Origin of the sequence: Clostridium sp. MCC328 (assembly GCF_018785465.1) — a bacterium.
Lineage (GTDB): Bacteria > Bacillota > Clostridia > Lachnospirales > Lachnospiraceae > Pilosibacter > Pilosibacter fragilis.
Genome location: NZ_WQPW01000044.1, coordinates 1 through 17,244, shown reverse-complemented (window position 1 = coordinate 17,244; position 17,244 = coordinate 1). Strand labels below are relative to the sequence as shown.

The 17,244-nt window shown below is 47.0% G+C and carries 14 protein-coding genes and 1 rRNA gene; 3 read left to right on the top strand and 12 right to left on the bottom strand.

Annotation, left to right across the window (positions count from 1 at the left end; genetic code table 11):
• The 3 genes from GPK83_RS08030 to GPK83_RS08020 all read right to left on the bottom strand — a co-directional run.
• Window positions 1-80: ribosomal RNA gene (locus tag GPK83_RS08030) — 16S ribosomal RNA — on the bottom strand; the annotation flags it as partial.
• A 570-nt stretch (window positions 81-650) separates the two neighbouring features.
• Window positions 651-905, bottom strand: coding sequence for a hypothetical protein (locus tag GPK83_RS08025; protein ID WP_015552571.1), 255 nt, complete (start codon window positions 903-905; stop codon window positions 651-653).
• Window positions 906-2,462, bottom strand: coding sequence for a hypothetical protein (locus GPK83_RS08020; protein ID WP_215704491.1), 1,557 nt, complete (start codon window positions 2,460-2,462; stop codon window positions 906-908).
• A 442-nt stretch (window positions 2,463-2,904) separates the two neighbouring features.
• Here GPK83_RS08020 and GPK83_RS08015 point away from each other — a divergent pair, with 442 nt between their 5' ends.
• On the top strand, window positions 2,905-4,527 hold the full coding sequence (locus GPK83_RS08015) for a flotillin family protein (protein ID WP_215704490.1): 1,623 nt from the start codon (window positions 2,905-2,907) through the stop codon (window positions 4,525-4,527).
• Window positions 4,528-4,941: 414 nt separating this feature from the next.
• On the opposite strand, the gene GPK83_RS08010 is transcribed toward GPK83_RS08015, so the two are convergent.
• From GPK83_RS08010 to GPK83_RS07985, 6 genes are all read right to left on the bottom strand, one after another.
• A complete protein-coding gene (locus tag GPK83_RS08010; protein ID WP_215704489.1) occupies window positions 4,942-6,420 on the bottom strand; it encodes an altronate dehydratase family protein in 1,479 nt (492 codons plus the stop codon).
• A gap of 7 nt (window positions 6,421-6,427) precedes the next feature.
• Window positions 6,428-7,927, bottom strand: a complete 1,500-nt coding sequence (locus GPK83_RS08005) for a tagaturonate reductase (protein WP_215704488.1) — start codon at window positions 7,925-7,927, stop codon at window positions 6,428-6,430.
• A gap of 97 nt (window positions 7,928-8,024) precedes the next feature.
• Window positions 8,025-9,311: a TRAP transporter large permease gene (locus GPK83_RS08000; protein WP_117470034.1), complete on the bottom strand. Its 1,287-nt coding sequence runs from the start codon at window positions 9,309-9,311 to the stop codon at window positions 8,025-8,027.
• Window positions 9,304-9,813 carry a TRAP transporter small permease gene (locus tag GPK83_RS07995; protein ID WP_015552580.1) on the bottom strand — a complete coding sequence of 170 codons (510 nt, stop codon included), beginning with the start codon at window positions 9,811-9,813 and terminating at the stop codon, window positions 9,304-9,306. The genes GPK83_RS08000 and GPK83_RS07995 overlap by 8 nt, the downstream gene beginning before the upstream one ends.
• An 85-nt stretch (window positions 9,814-9,898) precedes the next feature.
• Window positions 9,899-11,002: a C4-dicarboxylate TRAP transporter substrate-binding protein gene (locus tag GPK83_RS07990; protein ID WP_215704487.1), complete on the bottom strand. Its 1,104-nt coding sequence runs from the start codon at window positions 11,000-11,002 to the stop codon at window positions 9,899-9,901.
• Window positions 11,003-11,113: 111 nt separating this feature from the next.
• Window positions 11,114-12,148, bottom strand: coding sequence for a zinc-binding alcohol dehydrogenase family protein (locus GPK83_RS07985; protein WP_015552581.1), 1,035 nt, complete (start codon window positions 12,146-12,148; stop codon window positions 11,114-11,116).
• Between the two features lie 294 nt (window positions 12,149-12,442).
• Between GPK83_RS07985 and GPK83_RS07980 the strand changes: the two genes are divergently transcribed.
• Both GPK83_RS07980 and GPK83_RS07975 read left to right on the top strand, forming a co-directional pair.
• Window positions 12,443-13,126 (top strand): GntR family transcriptional regulator, encoded by a 684-nt coding sequence (locus GPK83_RS07980; RefSeq protein WP_215704486.1) that lies wholly within the window; start codon window positions 12,443-12,445, stop codon window positions 13,124-13,126.
• Between the two features lie 301 nt (window positions 13,127-13,427).
• Window positions 13,428-14,825, top strand: coding sequence for an ATP-binding protein (locus GPK83_RS07975; RefSeq protein ID WP_215704485.1), 1,398 nt, complete (start codon window positions 13,428-13,430; stop codon window positions 14,823-14,825).
• Between the two features lie 121 nt (window positions 14,826-14,946).
• Here GPK83_RS07975 and dusB read toward each other — a convergent pair whose 3' ends face one another.
• From dusB to GPK83_RS07960, 3 genes are read right to left on the bottom strand one after another with little or no spacing between them, the layout of a single operon-like run.
• Window positions 14,947-15,906: a tRNA dihydrouridine synthase DusB gene (dusB, locus tag GPK83_RS07970; RefSeq protein ID WP_015552585.1), complete on the bottom strand. Its 960-nt coding sequence runs from the start codon at window positions 15,904-15,906 to the stop codon at window positions 14,947-14,949.
• On the bottom strand, window positions 15,903-16,685 hold the full coding sequence (locus GPK83_RS07965; RefSeq protein WP_215704492.1) for a hypothetical protein: 783 nt from the start codon (window positions 16,683-16,685) through the stop codon (window positions 15,903-15,905). The genes dusB and GPK83_RS07965 overlap by 4 nt, the downstream gene beginning before the upstream one ends.
• Before the next feature lie 22 nt (window positions 16,686-16,707).
• Window positions 16,708-17,079: a DUF6145 family protein gene (locus GPK83_RS07960; protein WP_015552587.1), complete on the bottom strand. Its 372-nt coding sequence runs from the start codon at window positions 17,077-17,079 to the stop codon at window positions 16,708-16,710.
• Window positions 17,080-17,244 lie beyond the last annotated feature (165 nt).

Sequence of the window (17,244 nt, the reverse complement as noted above, 5' to 3'; positions counted from 1 at the left end):
ATCAAAATACCTCGTTCGACTTGCATGTGTTAGGCACGCCGCCAGCGTTCATCCTGAGCCAGGATCAAACTCTCATGTTATAAGCTTTTACTTATACGAGGTCCTTTACGAGTATTACGTAAAAGCTTAATTCGAAGCCGAAGGTTTCGAACTTCCTCGTTGAGTTGTCCAGGTCCAAAATTTAGCTTGGCTAATTTTTAAACCGTTCTACTGTTTTGTTAGGTTTTGTTCTGAATGTTCTCATTCATGGTCTAAACCAAAAGACCATTTTATAAGAATTTTCAGGGTTTTACATACTGTTCAGTTTTCAAGGAACTTTGCTTCGTTGTTGCTTTCGTTCTCAGCAGCAACTCATTTATTCTATCATACCGTTTCCGGTTTGCCAAGAACTTTTTAAAACTTTTTTGAGAGATTAAGAAGTTTTCTTAATGACTCTTAATAAGTTTTGCCCTGTCACTCAAGGCGAGTATTATAATATCAAATCCCAGACCGAAAGTCAACTGTTTTTTCCATTTTTTCCAAAGTTTTTTCTTTTGTGCGTGCAATATCTACATTTTGTTATTATCAATTCTTATAAATACAAAATATTGTTTTGAGATGCGTTTTTCCTCTCAGCCAGAACCATCTTCAGGTTCTGGCCGCTTTCCCGATCATCTTCTTATCGTCCGCCATCCATACAAATTCATCCCAAACAGTACGACACCGACTACAACAAAGCATCCATATATTACTCTCTCCGCTTTCGTTTTACTCTCCCTGATACAAAAAATCAGCCAGAGGACCCAGAAAATATCTGCCATAAACATCATACCGCTTCCCCTGACCATGGTCGCGAGAATGAACATGGCATTTACAAACGCCCGGCCGCGTTCTGATCTCATGAACTTTCGTATCTTCTCAGCCATCTACACCTCCCCTTCCGGTAATACCTGCAGTGCATCCTGCATCGTGATGAACACCGGATCATCGGTCCAACTGCCATTTTTGCGGTTCTGAGCCGCCGTCATAACCGGATATTGCAGAATGCTCTTCTGATGCGTATAGTTCAGCCAGGAATCGATCCACCAGTCCTTCTCTTTTTCCCTGATGCCATAAGATACATATCCACGGCACCGCTCCCCGCGCCATGGCATCGAGAACTCTGCGAAGATACTGCTCGTCTCCCGGCTCTCATAAAACGGCCAGCTCTGCCCCATATCATAAGTCTCGTTTTCCAGAGACGCGTAATCCGCGGCATAGGAAATTTCCTTCTTATCATAAAGGACCTGTCCGGTCAGCCCGCCTTCTTCGAGCCAGCCACCATTCCGTTCCCGGCATGCCGGATATAGCTGCAAAGCCTCTGTCCCGCGAAAGCCCGGATCTTCATTCCACAGAAAATGATGGATGATCTTCCAGTGCCCTTCCTGCTCAAGTTCTACTGCAATTCCACTGAGTCTCAGTTCTTTATGAGGATACTGCCGCGAATACTGCGTGTAGCCTTCTGATCTTTCGACGATCTGTTCTCCGTCATTGATCGGATAATCCGTTTGCTGTAATCGTACCTGTCTGGCGTTCCTGCACGCTAAGAGATCGTCCTCTTTAAGATCATCCAGAATATCCTCCGGAAATCCAAGCAAGACCAGATGCGTTTTTATCTCCTCGTATGCCGGATCCTGCGGTCCTTTCACCTCGTTCCATTTCATATGATAGGAACCAAAGAATATGGTTCCGATTACAAGTCCTGCTGCGGTTAGAACAACTGCCCCTGCCGCACACTTCCCGTTGGAGACACGCATCGGAGGCTCTTCCAATACATACCCTGCCTTTTCCAGATCCTCAGCGGTATGTTTTAACTCCATAAGGATTCCAATATATGCCGCAATAACAGCGATTCCAATGATCCAACCGCTGTAATTCATGTTCATAAGCAGTATAACAACTGCATACCAGATAACTAAATGGATCAGGATTTTGTTGTCCGCTTCCTTCTCACACTTTTTCAGCCCTGTCTGCATACCATGGAAAAAGCAGAATGCTATGATCAGCGGCAACGCATATGCCCATAAGAGCATGAACTTCCATATCCATGTATCATAAATTTGTTCTCTGTTGATAAAAGTTCCACTCACTATGGAAATCATTGTAATCACAACGTTGATCGCTGCCGCAGTATACCCCGCCTTGAACCATTTATCTTCCTGCTTCAGTTTCCGTAATCCCGCGAATATCATAAGGATTCCTATGAACGGCAGAATATAATATAACAGAAGAAAATTCAGTTTGATCCCACAGAATCCCATCCCAACCAGAATATTCTCATACGTCTGCTGCCAGAGACTTGTCTTTTGATCTACCGGCTTATTTCTGCCGTTTTCATACTGGTCTTTTGAGAGATTTCCAGCGTTTTCCTGCGGACTCTCTTTCCCATTCTGTTCCTCTGTACTCTCCCAAAACGACTCCTGCATCCAGATTCTGGTATCCATGTGATCCCTCCTTTTTATCTCAGCCGAGAAAACTCCCACCTCTTTCAAGTGGTGCGTAACAGTAAATTTGTCTCGGTGGGCGTTAGGTCTCCGAACATCCGAAGTTTTTTCGTATCCACAACCGCCACAATCCAGTCCATATCATATTTCGGCACGATCCAATCCTTCTATCTATAAATATACCATAACTTCTTCCGCTATCAATCCACCGCGCTCAGTTTTAAGAAAAGTGTAATCTATGTGGCAATTTTATGGCATTCCGATTACATTCCTCTTACGTTTTCTTACACTTTGTTGCATCATATTGTATTTTCTGATATTTTCTGATACTGTGAATTTAGCGAAAAGGAATATACCTTTTTATGTGACAGGAAATTCCTCAAACTTTTCTGTTACACATGAGAATTTTGCAACAAAAGTCAAGGTCCAGAAAGGAGTTTCTATGAATTTGAATCATCTGATCATCCCTATCACCATTGCAGTCATTCTGATTCTGATCCTTGTCCTCATCGTATGTGGATACGTGAAAGCTCCGCCGGATCAGGCCTATATTATTTCCGGTCTTAAGCATGACGCGAAGATCCTCATCGGACGTTCCGGAATCCGGATCCCGTTCTTTGAACGGATGGATCGCCTGTATCTCGGGCAGATGACGGTCGATATCAAGACGGAACAGTCTGTTCCGACGAATGATTTCATTAATGTCAACGTGGACGCCGTTGCCAAGGTACGGATCACTCCGTCCCAGGAAGGGATCCGTCTGGCAGCAAAAAACTTCTTAAATAAGAAACCCGAGGATATCACCATGGATCTCCAGGATTCCCTTCAGGGTAATATGCGTGAGATCATCGGTACTCTCTCCTTAAAGGAGATCAACACCGACCGTGATTCCTTCTCTGATCAGGTTATGCTAAAGGCATCGAAGGATATGGATAAGCTGGGAATCGAGATCCTGTCCTGTAATATCCAGAATGTCACTGACGATAATGGATTGATCCGGGATCTTGGTGCCGACAATACCTCAAAGATCAAGAAAGATGCCGCGATCGCAAAAGCCCAGGCAGACCGTGATATCGCCATCGCCCAGGCAGAAGCGAACAAATCTGCCAACGATGCCCGCGTACTTGCGGAGACAGAGATCGCAGAGAAAAATAATGAGCTGGAGATCCGTAAGTCAGAGCTTCAGAAGCACTCCGACACGAAAAAAGCGGAGGCGGACGCTGCTTATGAGATCCAGAAGCAGGAACAGGAAAAAACGATCCAGACAGCTACCGTGAATGCCCAGATCGCAAAGGCAGAGCGCGAAGCAGAACTTCGGAAGCAGGAAGTTGCCGTTCAACAGCAGCAGTTAGACGCGGAAGTCAACAAGAAAGCCGATGCGGAGCGCTACAAGGTCGAGCAGGAGGCGGCTGCCATGCTTGCAAAACGTCAGCGTGAGGCGGAAGCCAGAAAATATGAGTTAGAAAAAGAGGCGGAAGCCATGCGTACAAAGGCAGATGCCGCAAGATATCAGGCGGAGCAGGAAGCTGCTGGAATCCGTGCCCGCGGTGAGGCGGAGGCAGCAGCGATCCAGGCAAAGGCCGTTGCTGAGGCGGAAGGTATGGAGAAAAAAGCGGAAGCTTACGCGAAGTACAATAACGCTGCTATCGTCGAGATGTTAGTAGGCATCATGCCGCAGATGGCCGCAGAGATCGCGAAGCCATTGTCCTCTATCGACAAGGTCAATATCTACGGAACCGGCGGTGCAAACGGCACAAACGGAAGCGGAGTCAGCGAGATCTCCGGAAATACAGCTGCTGTCATGCAGCAGGTTTTCGACACCATGTCCGAGGCCACCGGTGTAGATTTTAGGGACATTCTGAAGGCACAGACATATGATGCGAAGGTGAACCGGAACATTAATGTCAGCGGACTTACGATCCCGGCTGTACATAGTGAACAAAACACAGTTCCCGCAGCCGCAGAACCCGAATCCGGTACTTCCGATTTAAGTTCCGGCACGGGTGATTCAGCAATACCGTCCACACCAGACGCGGAAACTGTTCCGGAGAACCATACATCGTAATTACATTTTTTAGTCCTGCCCTTTACCCGGCATGGTAAGTGCAGACTTACAGACTTATTCCAATCTTCATATCCATTACTCCCCCTACTTACCCAGGCAGTGTCTCTCACAGGACACTGCCTGGGTCTTTTAATATAGGACAATCCCACGCGGACGCCCACTGAACCTGCCGCAAGTGGCTTTTTCGGACGCTACGTAAAATGAATGTGCTCTGGCACATTCCCGCGCCCCGCGCGGTCGCTTGCGACAATCTGCATCCTCGCGCGAGTACGCATCATTGGCACATGAGTGCCTTTTATGTAATAAGGAATTCCCCGGAAGTTCCTATTACTCAAAAAGACACCCGCCTCCGGTCATCTCTGACCAGAAACAGGTGTCTCTATAAGGGAAACATAAAAAATTGTGAAGCTGTTATTACAGCACAACACCGTCTTTAAATATGGAGATCTCGCGGAAGCCTTTCTCCTCGGCTTTTGTCTGTTTTCCGCCGGCAACCTCGATCACAAGTTCAAGAAGTCTCTTTGCAGCGTCATCAATGGTCTCGCCGTCAGCGATTGGACCGGCATCAAAGTCGATCCAGCCTTTCTTTCTCTCCGCAAGCTGGCTGTTTGTCGCCAGTTTTAAGGTCGGAGCCGGTGCACCAAACGGTGTTCCGCGACCTGTTGTGAACAGGATCATATGCGCTCCGGCAGCCGTCATGGCTGTAGCGGATACCAGGTCATTTCCCGGTCCGTAAAGCATGTTAAGACCTTTTGTCACCACCGGATCACCATAACCGATGACATCCATGATCGGAGCTGTACCGCCCTTCTGGACACATCCGCAGGATTTATCCTCAAGGGTGGTGATACCGCCCTGCTTGTTTCCTGGGCTCGGGTTGTCGTATACGACCTCATGGTGGCTGATGAAGTAGTTCTTAAAGCCGTTGATCATGTTGACGGCTTTGTCGAATACTTCTTTATTTACACAGCGGTTCATTAAGAAACCTTCCGCTCCGAACATCTCCGGAACCTCTGTAAGCACAGTAGAACCGCCTCTGGCTGCCATCATATCGCTGAAACGTCCGACAGTCGGGTTTGCGGTGATGCCGGAAAGTCCGTCGGAGCCTCCGCACTTCATGCCGACAACAAGCTCACTGACCGGGATCGGCTCTCTCTCAAACTGCGCCGCGTATGTGGAACATTCCTCGAGAAGCTTTCTTCCTGCCTCAAACTCATCATCCACTTCCTGACAGGTCAGGAATTTTACACGATCATGGTCGTAATCGCCAAGCTCTTCCAGGAACTGCTCGTGGGTCAGGTTCTCACAGCCAAGTCCTAATACGAGAACTGCGGCTGCGTTCGGATGACGGACAAGGGCTGCAAGAAGCTTTCTTGTCTGTGCATGATCTGCCCCTGTCTGGCTGCAGCCGAACGGATGCGGGAATGTATAGAGTCCGTCAATGGTGCCTTTCACAAGATCCTGATTGTCGCGGACCATTTTCTTTGCGATATCATTGACACAGCCTACGGTCGGGATGATCCAGATCTCATTGCGGATCGCCGCGCGGCCGTCTTTTCTGCGGAAGCCCATAAAGGTCTCCGGCTCAACTTTTTCCGGGAAGTCGAGGGACGGAGTATAGGTATACTCCATCTCTCCTTCCAGATTTGTCTTCACGTTGTGGGTGTGCATCCATGCACCGGCCTCTGCGTCTGCTGTCGCGTGACCGATGGCAAAGCCGTATTTGACGATATTCTCACCGTTTTTGATCGGTTTTAACGCGATCTTGTGGCCCTGTGGGATGTCCTCAAGCGCTGTGACTGTGATGCCGCCTGCGGTGACCTCCTCACCCTTTTTGATCGGGTGAAGAGCGACCGCAACGTTATCCAGTCTGGAAATCTGAATTACTTTCATATGTTAATTAAAGGCAGCTTGCAAATGCAGCCTTTGCTCCTTCCGTGCGAATCTTCTTAAGGTCAGCGACAACTTTCTCCTCAAGACCAGCAATCTTTGTGAGATCCTGATCCCACATCTTCTCGTTTGTGAGAACTGCGTTTACAAGAGCCTCTGCGGAGTCATCCTTGTGCGCATAGTAGAACTCAAGTGCCCATCTGTCATCGCTTACGGTGTACTCGTTGCCGGCCGGACGCTTGCAAACAAGACCTGCGTCTGTCAAAGCCTGGATATCATTGCTGTAGAATGCGATATAAGCTGCTAAGGACATGGTCAGGCACTCCGGAAGCTTGCCTGTCTCTTTGATGTACTCAAGGAAGGACGGCATGTTTCTTGCTTTCCACTTAGATGTGGAGTTTAAGGAGATGCTCATTAACTCATGGTCAACGAACGGGTTGTTGAAACGATCCTGTACTGCGGATGCGAACTGCATTAAGTCGTTCTTGTCAAGCGGAAGTGTCGGGATAACCTCATCGTAGAGCATCTTGTTCATGAAGCCCTTGATGACCTCGTCATGCATACAGTCACGAACGATGTTCTCGCCTGCAAGGTAAGCGCCGAGTACGAAACCTGTGTGAGCGCCGTTTAAGATTCTAACTTTTCTCTTCTTGTACGGGCTCATATCCGGTGTTACGAATACTTTGTCAAGAAGTCCTGCTTTCTTGAACGGAAGAATGTCGTTTAACTTCTCATCGCCTTCGATGACCCAGACACCGAATACCTCGCCGACATCTGTAAGCGGGTCAGCGTAGCCGTTCTTCTGCTCAAGCTCAGCAACTTCGTTTGCGTCTTTGATACGGCCCGGAACGATACGGTCTACTAAGGAACCGCAGAATGTGCAGTCTTCATTTACGTACTTCTTGAATCCGTCCTCAAGTCCCCACTGCTCGATGTACTGGTTTACGCACTTTAAGAGCTCTTTACCGTTGTTGTCGATCAGCTCGCAGGCAAGCATGATGATACCTTTCTTTCCTGCTTTGTAACGATGATAGAGAACCTGAGTTAATTTTGCCGGGAAGCTGGACGGCGGGCAGTCATCCTGTTTGCAGGACGGATCATACTGGATACCAGCCTCTGTTGTGTTGGAAACGATGATCTCAAGGTCGTTGCTTGCAGCAACCTCCATCATCTTCTCGTAATCCTCTTTCTCATACGGATTTAAACAGCGGTTTACGCTGGAGATCACTCTCTTAGCGTCTACCTTCTGTCCGTTCTCGCTTCCGCGAAGGTACAGTGTGTAGAGACCCTCCTGCTCGTTGATCATCTTTGCAAGACCCGGAGCGATCGGCTGTACCAGGCAGCATTTTCCGTTCCAGCCTGCCTTCTCATTTGCAAGGTCGAACCAGTAATCTACGAAAGCACGAAGGAAATTTCCCTCACCGAACTGAAGAACTTTCTCCGGTGCGTCTTTTAATACATATCCATCATAACCAGATTTTTTGAGAACATCATAATTTAAGCGTTCCATAATAATTTCCTTTCTTCATATAAAAGAATTCATGGTATATAAATCAAAACTGCCAGACGGGGCATCATAGCGATCCCCATCTGGCAGCAAGTTTACCCTAATAGAACAGATTTACAAGGAATGTGGTAAACGGCTCGACCCAGGTAAGGAGCATCAGGTTGATAATAAGCAGAATGTAGAACGGTACTGCTTCTTTGATGAATGCCGCGGTCTTACACTTTGTAATAGAGCAGGTTACGAACATCAGGGTTCCCATAGGCGGTGATAATGCGCCGATGGCGTTATTGAAGATGTAGATCATTGCGAACTGGATCTCGTTGATTCCGTACTGTGCAGCGATCGGTGCAAGAAGCGGAACCAGAATGATCATGGAAGCGTTACCTTCGATGAACATACCTACGATCAGTAAGAAGATATTTACAACGATCAGGAATACATATTTGCTGTGGATGTTTGCAAGCATCCATGCTGTCAGCGCCTGCGGGATTCTCTCTTTTGTGAGGATCCAGGAGAATACGGACGCAGCGGATACGATGAGCATGATGGAAGCTGTCGTGCAGACAGTCTCCTTTAAGCCCTGGATCATATCCTTGATGTGCATCTCATGGTAGATAAAACCAAGGAATGCTGCGTAGAGGATCGCTACAGCTCCTGCCTCGGTAGCTGTAAAGATACCGATACGGATACCACCGATGATGATAACTGGAAGGAGCAGCGGCAGGATCGCCGGTTTTAAAGCAGTCCAGAATTTGGACCAGGTTAATTTTTCTGTTGTTAAAAGACCATAGCCACGTTTCTTGGAGATCACTCCTACGAGGATCATCATGGAAACGCAGAGAAGGCCTCCGACACCGAAGCCGGAAATAAACAACTTACCGATGGAAACGTTCGCAATACATCCGTAAAGGATCATCGCGATTCCCGGCGGGATCAGCGGTGTGATCATGGAGGAAGCGGCGGTTACAACACTGGAGAACTCCAGAGAGAAGCCCTTCTTTGTCATCTCCGGAACCATCATTTTGGACTCCATCGCTGCATCGGCGATGTTGGATCCGGAAAGTCCGCCCATAACGGTGGATAAAAGTACGTTTACCTGTGCGAGACCGCCAGGAAGACGTCCTGTTACAACCTCACAGAAATCCATGATTCTCTTTGTAACACCGGTATAGTTCATGAAAATACCGGCACAAACGAAGAACGGGATCGCCATAAGGGAAATTTTCTCAGTACCAATGATTGCCTGCTGGGCAAAGATAACGGTATTGATTCCCGGGTTCATAACGAAATAAACCATGGAACCGCCAAGGACGGCGATAAATACCGGAACCTTGAAGAAAAGAAGAACCAGCATCACAATTGCAGATAACATTAAAACATTACTCATTGCTGCTTGCTGCCTCCTTTGCCTCAGATTTTACGCCGTGGAACAGGGCGTAGAAATAGCTGATGATCATATCAAAATAGGATATGATCGCGATACCGTATACCCAGGAATACGGAATTTTTAACATACTGGTGGAACGTCCGCTCTTTACGAACACCTGGATGAAACCGATGCTCTGCATGAACAGATATCCGATTACAACTACAACTACGATGGAAATCAGGATTTCCATGATCTTCTGCATGCTCTTCGGCATCAGGTCGACAATCATCTCGATCGCAACATGGTTGCCGGAGCGGAATGCTGCACCTGCGCCTGCAAATACAATCCAGACCATACATGAGGTCTGAACCTCCTCAAGCCATGTAAATGGTGCGTTGAAGATATATCTCCATACAACGCCGAGGAATGTCAGGACGATCAGGATCGCAAGAATAATGGAAGCGACAACGATATCAATATTCATCAGGATCGCTGAAGCTTTATTTTCTTTCTTCTCCATAGATTTTCAGACTCCTATCAGGGAAACTGCCCCGGCGGACAGATCCGCCGGGAACAGTTACTTTATGCATTTACTGCAAAATGGATTATTCAGCACCCATAGCCTTTTTAACTGTGTCATAGAGGCCATCGCTCCAGCCAAAGTCAGCACCCATCTCATAGAACGGCTGTGCTTTCTCCTTGAATCCGGCAAGAACTTCCTCGGACGGCTCAACAACAGTTACGCCTTCGTCTTTCATCTTCTGAAGGTACTCAGCGTCAGCAGCCTGCTGTACTTCGTTGTTGTACTCACCAGCTTCTTCTGCTGTCTCAAGTAACCATGTCTGCTGCTCTTCCGGAAGGCTGTTGAACCAGTCAGCGGATACAACCCATGTTGTGAAGTTCTTTACATGTCCGTCAAGGATTAAGTATTTAGCAACCTCGTGAAGCTTTCTGCCGTACAGAGTTGCAAGCGGGTTCTCAGCACCGTCGATGGTCTTTGTCTGAAGAGCCTGATAAACATCTCCAAGTGCCATACCTGTGGATGTTGCGCCAAGTACATCGAAGCCCTTGGACTGGATCTCGTTGGACGGAACACGGATCTTTAATCCCTTTAAGTCATCAACTGTGTTGACCGGAACGTTTGTAAGAGTATGTCTCTCACCGTAGATCCAGTTGGAAGCGATGATCTTTAAGCCTTTTTCCTCAAGCTTGCCACACTGCTCTTTGTACCAGTCGGAATCAACCAATTTCCAAACCTGATCCCAGGAATCAAACAGGAACGGTCCGAATACAATACCGAAATCCGGTACACCGTAGTCAGCATAGAAAGCACCATCTGCAAGTGTGCAGACATTCTCGCCGAGAAGCATGGAGTCGATTAAGGAAGACTTATCACCAAGCTGGGAATCCGGGTAGATCTCGATTGCCATCTTGCCGCCGGATTTTTCTTTGATGATCTCCTGAGCTTTCTCCCAGCCCTGTCCAACCGGCTCGGAAATGGAGTTCTCGAAAGCGACCTGAAGAACTGTCTCAGCATTGGAAGAACCGTTATCTGCTGCTGCAGCTGCTGTAGTATCTGCTGCTGCGGCTGCTGTTGTCTCGGCTGCCTTTGTTGTCTCTGTTGTGGAAGAACTGCTTCCGCAAGCGGTAAGTGTTGTTGCTGCCATAGCACCTGCCATGGTTAATGCCATAACTTTTTTGAGTTTCATAATGTTTCCCTCCGTTTTTGTTTTAAAAACATTTATCCGGTCCTCTGCCCGATCCCCATCAGGCAGAAGACCTCGCACCCCGTTTCCCGGGGAAAGCTTCATGATTTTTGATTATTTGGAAATCTTGGAAAAATCAAATACAACCTTTAACATATTGCCCGGGTTGTGCGCAAAGTCATCGAATGCCTTTGCAGCATCATCAAACGCATATGTATTTGTGATGATCTTGTGGAGCGGTGCCTTGCCTGCGTTCACGATATCGATCAGCTCTAAAAAGTCCTTCTTTAATGCGTTTCTGGAACCGAATACATTTAATTCCTTCTTCTGGATCAGTGTGAAGTTGAAGTCAAGGTTCTTCTTGCCGACTCCGATCAGAACCATGCGGCCACCGAAGCAGCAGGCATCGATACAGTTCTGGAATGTGGACGGAAGACCAACTGCCTCGATCGTTACATCAAAGCCGTTGCCGTTTGTAATCTCAGCAACACCTTTCTCGAAGTTTTCCGGAGAATCATTTAATAAGGTTCCATCAACACCGAAGTCTTTTGCCATCTCAAGCTTACCAGCGGATACATCAGAGATGTATACAGTAGCGCCCTTCGCTTTTGCTGCAATCGCTGCGAGAACACCGATGGTACCGGCGCCGACTACGAGAACTTTGTCTCCTTCTTTTACGTTTGCGCGGCTCACGCCATGGTAGCTGATGCAGAACGGCTCGATTGCTGCAAGAGTCTTTGCATCCATTCCCTTACCGTCATACACACGCTCGATCGGCATTGTGATGTATTCCTGGAAAGCACCGTCTCTCTGACATCCCATTGTCTGGTTGTCCATACATGCGTTTACGATTCCGTGCTCGCAGGAATAGCAATGTCCGCAGTTGAAGTACGGGTTGCAGGTTACGATCATTCCCGGCTTGATGCCATACGCGTTGTTCTCATCTGCCTCGATAACCTCAGCGGAGAACTCGTGGCCCGGGATTCTCGGGTAATCAAAATATGCGAATGTTCCACGGTAGGAACCAAGATCGCTTCCGCAGATTCCACCGTAAAGGATTTTTAATAAAACTTCTCCTTCTTTTCTTACCGGCATCTCTACATCTTTAATAGAAACCTGACCCGGTGCGTCAATATACATTGCTTTCATCGTTGTTTCCTCCTTAATTTTACGATTTTTGCCTTCTATATAATTTTTCAAAATCAAATCTGTTGTATTCTTTGTTGTATACAACAGATTATAATACTTTTTACACCAATGTCAATAAGTGTTAAGAAATTTGCACCACTTTTGACTTTTTCAACAAAACCGAGCTTTTGGGCTTGTGCAAAACGCCAATTGACGTTTTTAGCAAAAACCGTCGACATCTGCTTGAAAACGATTTTGTTTTGTGTTAGTATGAGTCTATATATTTTTTTGAGAAGAAAGAGACTGGAGTCCATTATGCCTAAAATAAACCTGAAAACCCTGGCGTACAATGCGATCCGTTCCAAGATCGTCACTTGTCAATATGCGCCGGGTACTTTTTTGAATGAAGAACAGCTTACCACTGAATTATCTCTGAGCCGTACCCCGGTGCGGGATGCGCTTGGACGTCTCGAACAGGAAGGTCTTCTGGAAATCCGCCCGAAATGCGGAATCCTCGTTCGTCCTCTTACCTTAAATGACATTGATATGATCTTTGAAGTCCGCATGATGTATGAGCCGTATGTCCTGACCCATTACGGAGCAAATCTTTCCGTCTCCGCTTTGAATGAATTCTATGATATTTTCAAGAAATGGGATCCTAACAAAGAAATCTATCGGGACAAGGATTCCTTCTATGACCTCGATTATCGCTTCCATGCGTTGATCATGTCCGCCTGCCCGAATGAATTTATCAACAGAAGCTACGATACGATCCAGACGCAGAATGAGCGTTTTCGATATATGACCGGAAATGTTTCGAATTTCCGTCTGGAGGCAACTTTCAAGGAGCACATGTCGATCGTAGAACCGTGCCTGAAAGGTGACTGGGAAAAAGCAAAAGATCAGCTCATCTACCACCTTGAACAATCAAAAGCTTCCGCGTTCCGTCTCGTTGCTGCTTCCGAGACCAACAATCTCGCACATCGTATGACCCTTTAAACACTCAAAACCACAAAATCCGGGTCTGGTATCTTCTGAGGAACCAGATCCGGATTTTTTTGTTCTTTCAAAATTTGCTGTGATGACAACTGTTTTTATTGTCCGTATGTCGTGTAAACAGTGCAAATTTTCTTCAATATAATTTACTTAATTATAAATAACTAATTTATAATTAAGTAAAACGAAAATGACTTTTTTGTATTTGACGATGAGGATATTATCGGCTATAATTAAGATGTAACCATTCAGTCATTTGCCTGTTTGTACTCTGATCACATGTTCAACAGCCGGAGGTGAAATCATGTTCATTGGAAGAGAAAGAGAGCTGTCCTCTCTTGAAAAACTATATCGATCGGATAAATTTGAATTTGCAGTTGTCTACGGACGACGCCGGGTTGGAAAAACCGCATTGCTCAGCCATTTTATTAAAGATAAAAATTCTATTTATTTTATGGGAATTGAAAGCAACGCAAAGCAGAACCTCGAAAACTTTAGCAGAAGTATTCTGGAATCAGACAGTCGTAATCCTGCTGAATCTGTCTTTCTTACCTTCCAGTCAGCATTAGAGTATGTTTTTAGACGTTCAGAACAGGAACGGATCATCCTTGTTATTGATGAATATCCTTATGTTGCACGATCATCAAAAAGCTTTTCTTCTGTACTCCAGCTGTTAATCGACCAATATAAAGATCGCTCAAAACTCATGCTGATCCTTTGCGGTTCCTCCATGTCTTATATGGAGGATCATGTGCTGGCATATAAAGCCCCCCTGTACGGGCGGCGAACCGCACAGTTTAAGATCTTACCCTTTAACTTTTTTGAAACATGCCACTATTTCAGAAATTTTTCTCCATCTGACTGTGCCCTGATTTACGGGATTGCCGGTGGAACCCCGCAATATCTTCTTCAGATGGATGATTCCATGAGTGTTGATGAAAACATAAAAAATACATTTTTAAATTCATCCTCCGCCCTCTTCGAGGAACCTGAAAATCTTCTCAAACAGGAAGTACGCGAACCATCGCTATATAACGCAATTATCTCAGCGATTGCTTCCGGAGCTTCCAAGCTATCGGAAATCAGCACAAAAGTCGGCGAAAACAGCAGCACCTGTACTGCTTATTTAAAAAATCTGATCTCTCTGGGACTAATTCGCCGCGAAACACCTTACGGGGAAAAGAACTCCAAAAAAACAATTTACACGGTTGAGGACAACATGTTCCGCTTCTGGTACCGGTTTATTCCTGATAATGCCTCCCTGATCGTCCGCGGCGCATCTGATCTGGCCTATCAGAGGATCAGACCTCAGCTTTCCGACTATATGGGAAAAATCTTTGAAGATATCTGCACCCAATATTTATGGCAGCTGCTCTTAAATGGAAAATCTCCTGTTTTCTTCAAGGAGCTTGGGCGTTGGTGGGGAACTGATCCAGCCACACATGCGCAAACAGAAATCGACATCATGGGAGAGCAGGACAAGAATACAGCCTTGTTTTGCGAATGCAAATGGACAAACGATCTCGTTGATTCCGGTGTCCTCGAGCTTCTTGTCCATCGAAGCCAGCTTTTCCACTACAACTCCACACATCTGTTTCTGTTTTCGAAAAACGGTTTTACAAGTGGATGTACGGAAATGGCCGAAAAACTCGGAAACGTGACTCTCGTCTCCTATTCAGATATCTATGGCAGTTGTCAATAGGCGAATCACCCCCCATTTTTATAGAATGTGCCTTTTTTGTAACAGGGAATTTCACAGAATTCCCTGTTACGCAAGAATAAAGGGAGATCCGTTATCCTTCGGATCTCCCTTTGATAATTCCTTATAATCTCGTCCCGATCAGCTCCGTCAGCTCCTCCAGTGTCGCAACCGAATTGATCTCATTTCTTAATGCCGCAGAATTCGGATACCCGGCGGTATACCAGGCGACGTGCTTCCGCATCTCCCGCATTCCCGCGAGCTCGCCTTTAAACTCCATCATCATCTGGCCATGGCGCAGGATCATGGCTTTCAGCTCCTCCACGGAAGGTCTCGGGAGAAGCTCGCCCGTTTCGAGATAGTGGGTGATCTGCTTAAAGATCCACGGATTTCCCTTCGCACCCCGGGCCACCATGATCCCGTCACAGCCCGTCTCCTCCACAAGGCGCTTCGCATCCTGCGGTGTAAAGACATCTCCGTTTCCGATCACCGGGATCTTCACAGCTTTTTTGACCTCGCGGATGATATTCCAGTCAGCTTTTCCAGAGTAATACTGCTCTCTCGTTCTGCCATGGACAGCCACCGCCGCCACACCGGCACTCTCGGCGATCTTTGCGATCTCCACGGCGTTGATGCAGGTATCGTCAAAGCCCTTGCGGAATTTCACAGTCACCGGCTTTTTCACCGCTTTCACGAGTTTCGTAAGGATTTCCTCCACCAGCTTCGGATTTCTCATGAGGGCAGAGCCTTCACCATTCTTAACGATCTTCGGCACCGGGCAGCCCATGTTGATATCAAAAATATCGTATGGACCATCCTCCAGGCTCGCCGCGATATCCGCTACAATATCCGGATCAGAGCCAAAAAGCTGCAGGGACACGGGACGCTCCCGCTCATCCACCTTTAAGAGCTCCTGAGTATTTTTATTCTTGTAGAGGATCGCCTTCGCGCTCACCATCTCCATGCACACCAGACCTGCTCCCTGCTCCCTGCAGAGGATCCGGTACGGCATATCCGTCACGCCCGCCATCGGGGCGAGGATCACATTGTTTTCAAGTTCCACATTTCCGATTTTTAACGTCATTGAATCAAAACTCCCTCTGCGTTTACGTACCGTCCGTCCGGCGCATAAGCGTTGGTTAACATGTCTCCGTCTGGTTTCTGGAAGTAATACCAGCTGCCCTGAGAGTTGACCCATCCGTATGCCATCGTTCCGTCCGTGTTCAGGAAATAATATTTTCCTTCTTTCAAGAGCCAGCCCGTCTGCATAGCTCCTTTGCTGTTTAAATAGTACCAGTTTCCATTGACATTCTGCCAGCCGGTCTGCATGATTCCATACATATCCAGCAGATATGTCTTTCCATCTACATAGCCCCACTGACTCGAGACCGGATTTCCGTCCGGCTTATATAAGGCCCATTTCCCGTCAGCCCGCTGTCTCCAGCTGCCGCCGCGGTAGGTATTGTGGATGTAGATCGTGCTGTTTTCTGTTTTTGCGTACTGCTGTGCCGCCTCGTTTCCCGGGCCTTTCGAGTACACGTAATCTTTCTCACTGTCGAGTCCGCCGCCCGGATTGGAACCGGACGCTCCGGGGCCGACATTGGAAGTCCAGCCGTTGTTGTAGGCCGGGTTGTCTTCCGGCTGCTCCTGATAATATATGATATCGTGATCCTCCATGCCCGGACCAATGTTGAAAGCATAGGCAGTCATCCCTGCTGTTCCGGAGTCTGTAAGACTCAAAAGTACGGCACCGGCAATTCCGGCCGCTGCCGCCATCATCGTTTTCCGCGCTTTCCTCTTATCCTCATTTCCTCCACAGTTTCTCTTTTTGTTTTGTATACTTTTCCAGCCTGTTCTTCTCATACCGCGTCCTCCGATACCGGTGTTATTCTCCCTCTTTTCCCAGCTCGTCCTCAAGCTTATCGCCGCGGAATACCACGCGGTAGAATAACTCCAGGGATTCTAAAAGTTCTTTCTTTTCTCTCTGGTACTGGCGGATCTTAAGGCCGCTGCCGATCTCATCGAAGAGATAATCCTGATCCTCCGCCTCCACGCGGAACTCGAGGTTTCCTTCCGGGGTAAATTCAAGGAAGAGAATGCCGCCTACGTCCTCGGTGAAGAGAACGCACATGATCTGCAGTTCTTTTTTGATGTTTTCCGGGAGAAGTTTGAATTTCTCGTTGAAGTAATATTTCTGCTGGTATGAGTTTGCACCGCAGAGAATGATGTTTTCCTGTTTATTGTTGTTTTCTGCCATGATATATGTTTGCTCCGTTTCCTGTTATATCGTGTGATTTTTCTCTTTATTGATTCGTTATCTAAGTTCTAATGCATATTTAATTCTTTATCCTAGATTATTCACGGATCAGCCGTGAAAGTGGCTGAAAGCCACATAGTTACTGTATTTTAGCTGAATATTGCT

What these genes read in the sequence shown, in the direction of transcription:
- GPK83_RS08025 (WP_015552571.1), bottom strand. Translation starts at nt 905, where the DNA reads ATGGCTGAGAAGATACGAAAGTTCATGAGATCAGAACGCGGCCGGGCG.
- GPK83_RS08020 (WP_215704491.1), bottom strand. Translation starts at nt 2,462, where the DNA reads ATGGATACCAGAATCTGGATGCAGGAGTCGTTTTGGGAGAGTACAGAG.
- GPK83_RS08015 (WP_215704490.1), top strand. Translation starts at nt 2,905, where the DNA reads ATGAATTTGAATCATCTGATCATCCCTATCACCATTGCAGTCATTCTG.
- GPK83_RS08010 (WP_215704489.1), bottom strand. Translation starts at nt 6,420, where the DNA reads ATGAAAGTAATTCAGATTTCCAGACTGGATAACGTTGCGGTCGCTCTT.
- GPK83_RS08005 (WP_215704488.1), bottom strand. Translation starts at nt 7,927, where the DNA reads ATGGAACGCTTAAATTATGATGTTCTCAAAAAATCTGGTTATGATGGA.
- GPK83_RS08000 (WP_117470034.1), bottom strand. Translation starts at nt 9,311, where the DNA reads ATGAGTAATGTTTTAATGTTATCTGCAATTGTGATGCTGGTTCTTCTT.
- GPK83_RS07995 (WP_015552580.1), bottom strand. Translation starts at nt 9,813, where the DNA reads ATGGAGAAGAAAGAAAATAAAGCTTCAGCGATCCTGATGAATATTGAT.
- GPK83_RS07990 (WP_215704487.1), bottom strand. Translation starts at nt 11,002, where the DNA reads ATGAAACTCAAAAAAGTTATGGCATTAACCATGGCAGGTGCTATGGCA.
- GPK83_RS07985 (WP_015552581.1), bottom strand. Translation starts at nt 12,148, where the DNA reads ATGAAAGCAATGTATATTGACGCACCGGGTCAGGTTTCTATTAAAGAT.
- GPK83_RS07980 (WP_215704486.1), top strand. Translation starts at nt 12,443, where the DNA reads ATGCCTAAAATAAACCTGAAAACCCTGGCGTACAATGCGATCCGTTCC.
- GPK83_RS07975 (WP_215704485.1), top strand. Translation starts at nt 13,428, where the DNA reads ATGTTCATTGGAAGAGAAAGAGAGCTGTCCTCTCTTGAAAAACTATAT.
- dusB (WP_015552585.1), bottom strand. Translation starts at nt 15,906, where the DNA reads ATGACGTTAAAAATCGGAAATGTGGAACTTGAAAACAATGTGATCCTC.
- GPK83_RS07965 (WP_215704492.1), bottom strand. Translation starts at nt 16,685, where the DNA reads ATGAGAAGAACAGGCTGGAAAAGTATACAAAACAAAAAGAGAAACTGT.
- GPK83_RS07960 (WP_015552587.1), bottom strand. Translation starts at nt 17,079, where the DNA reads ATGGCAGAAAACAACAATAAACAGGAAAACATCATTCTCTGCGGTGCA.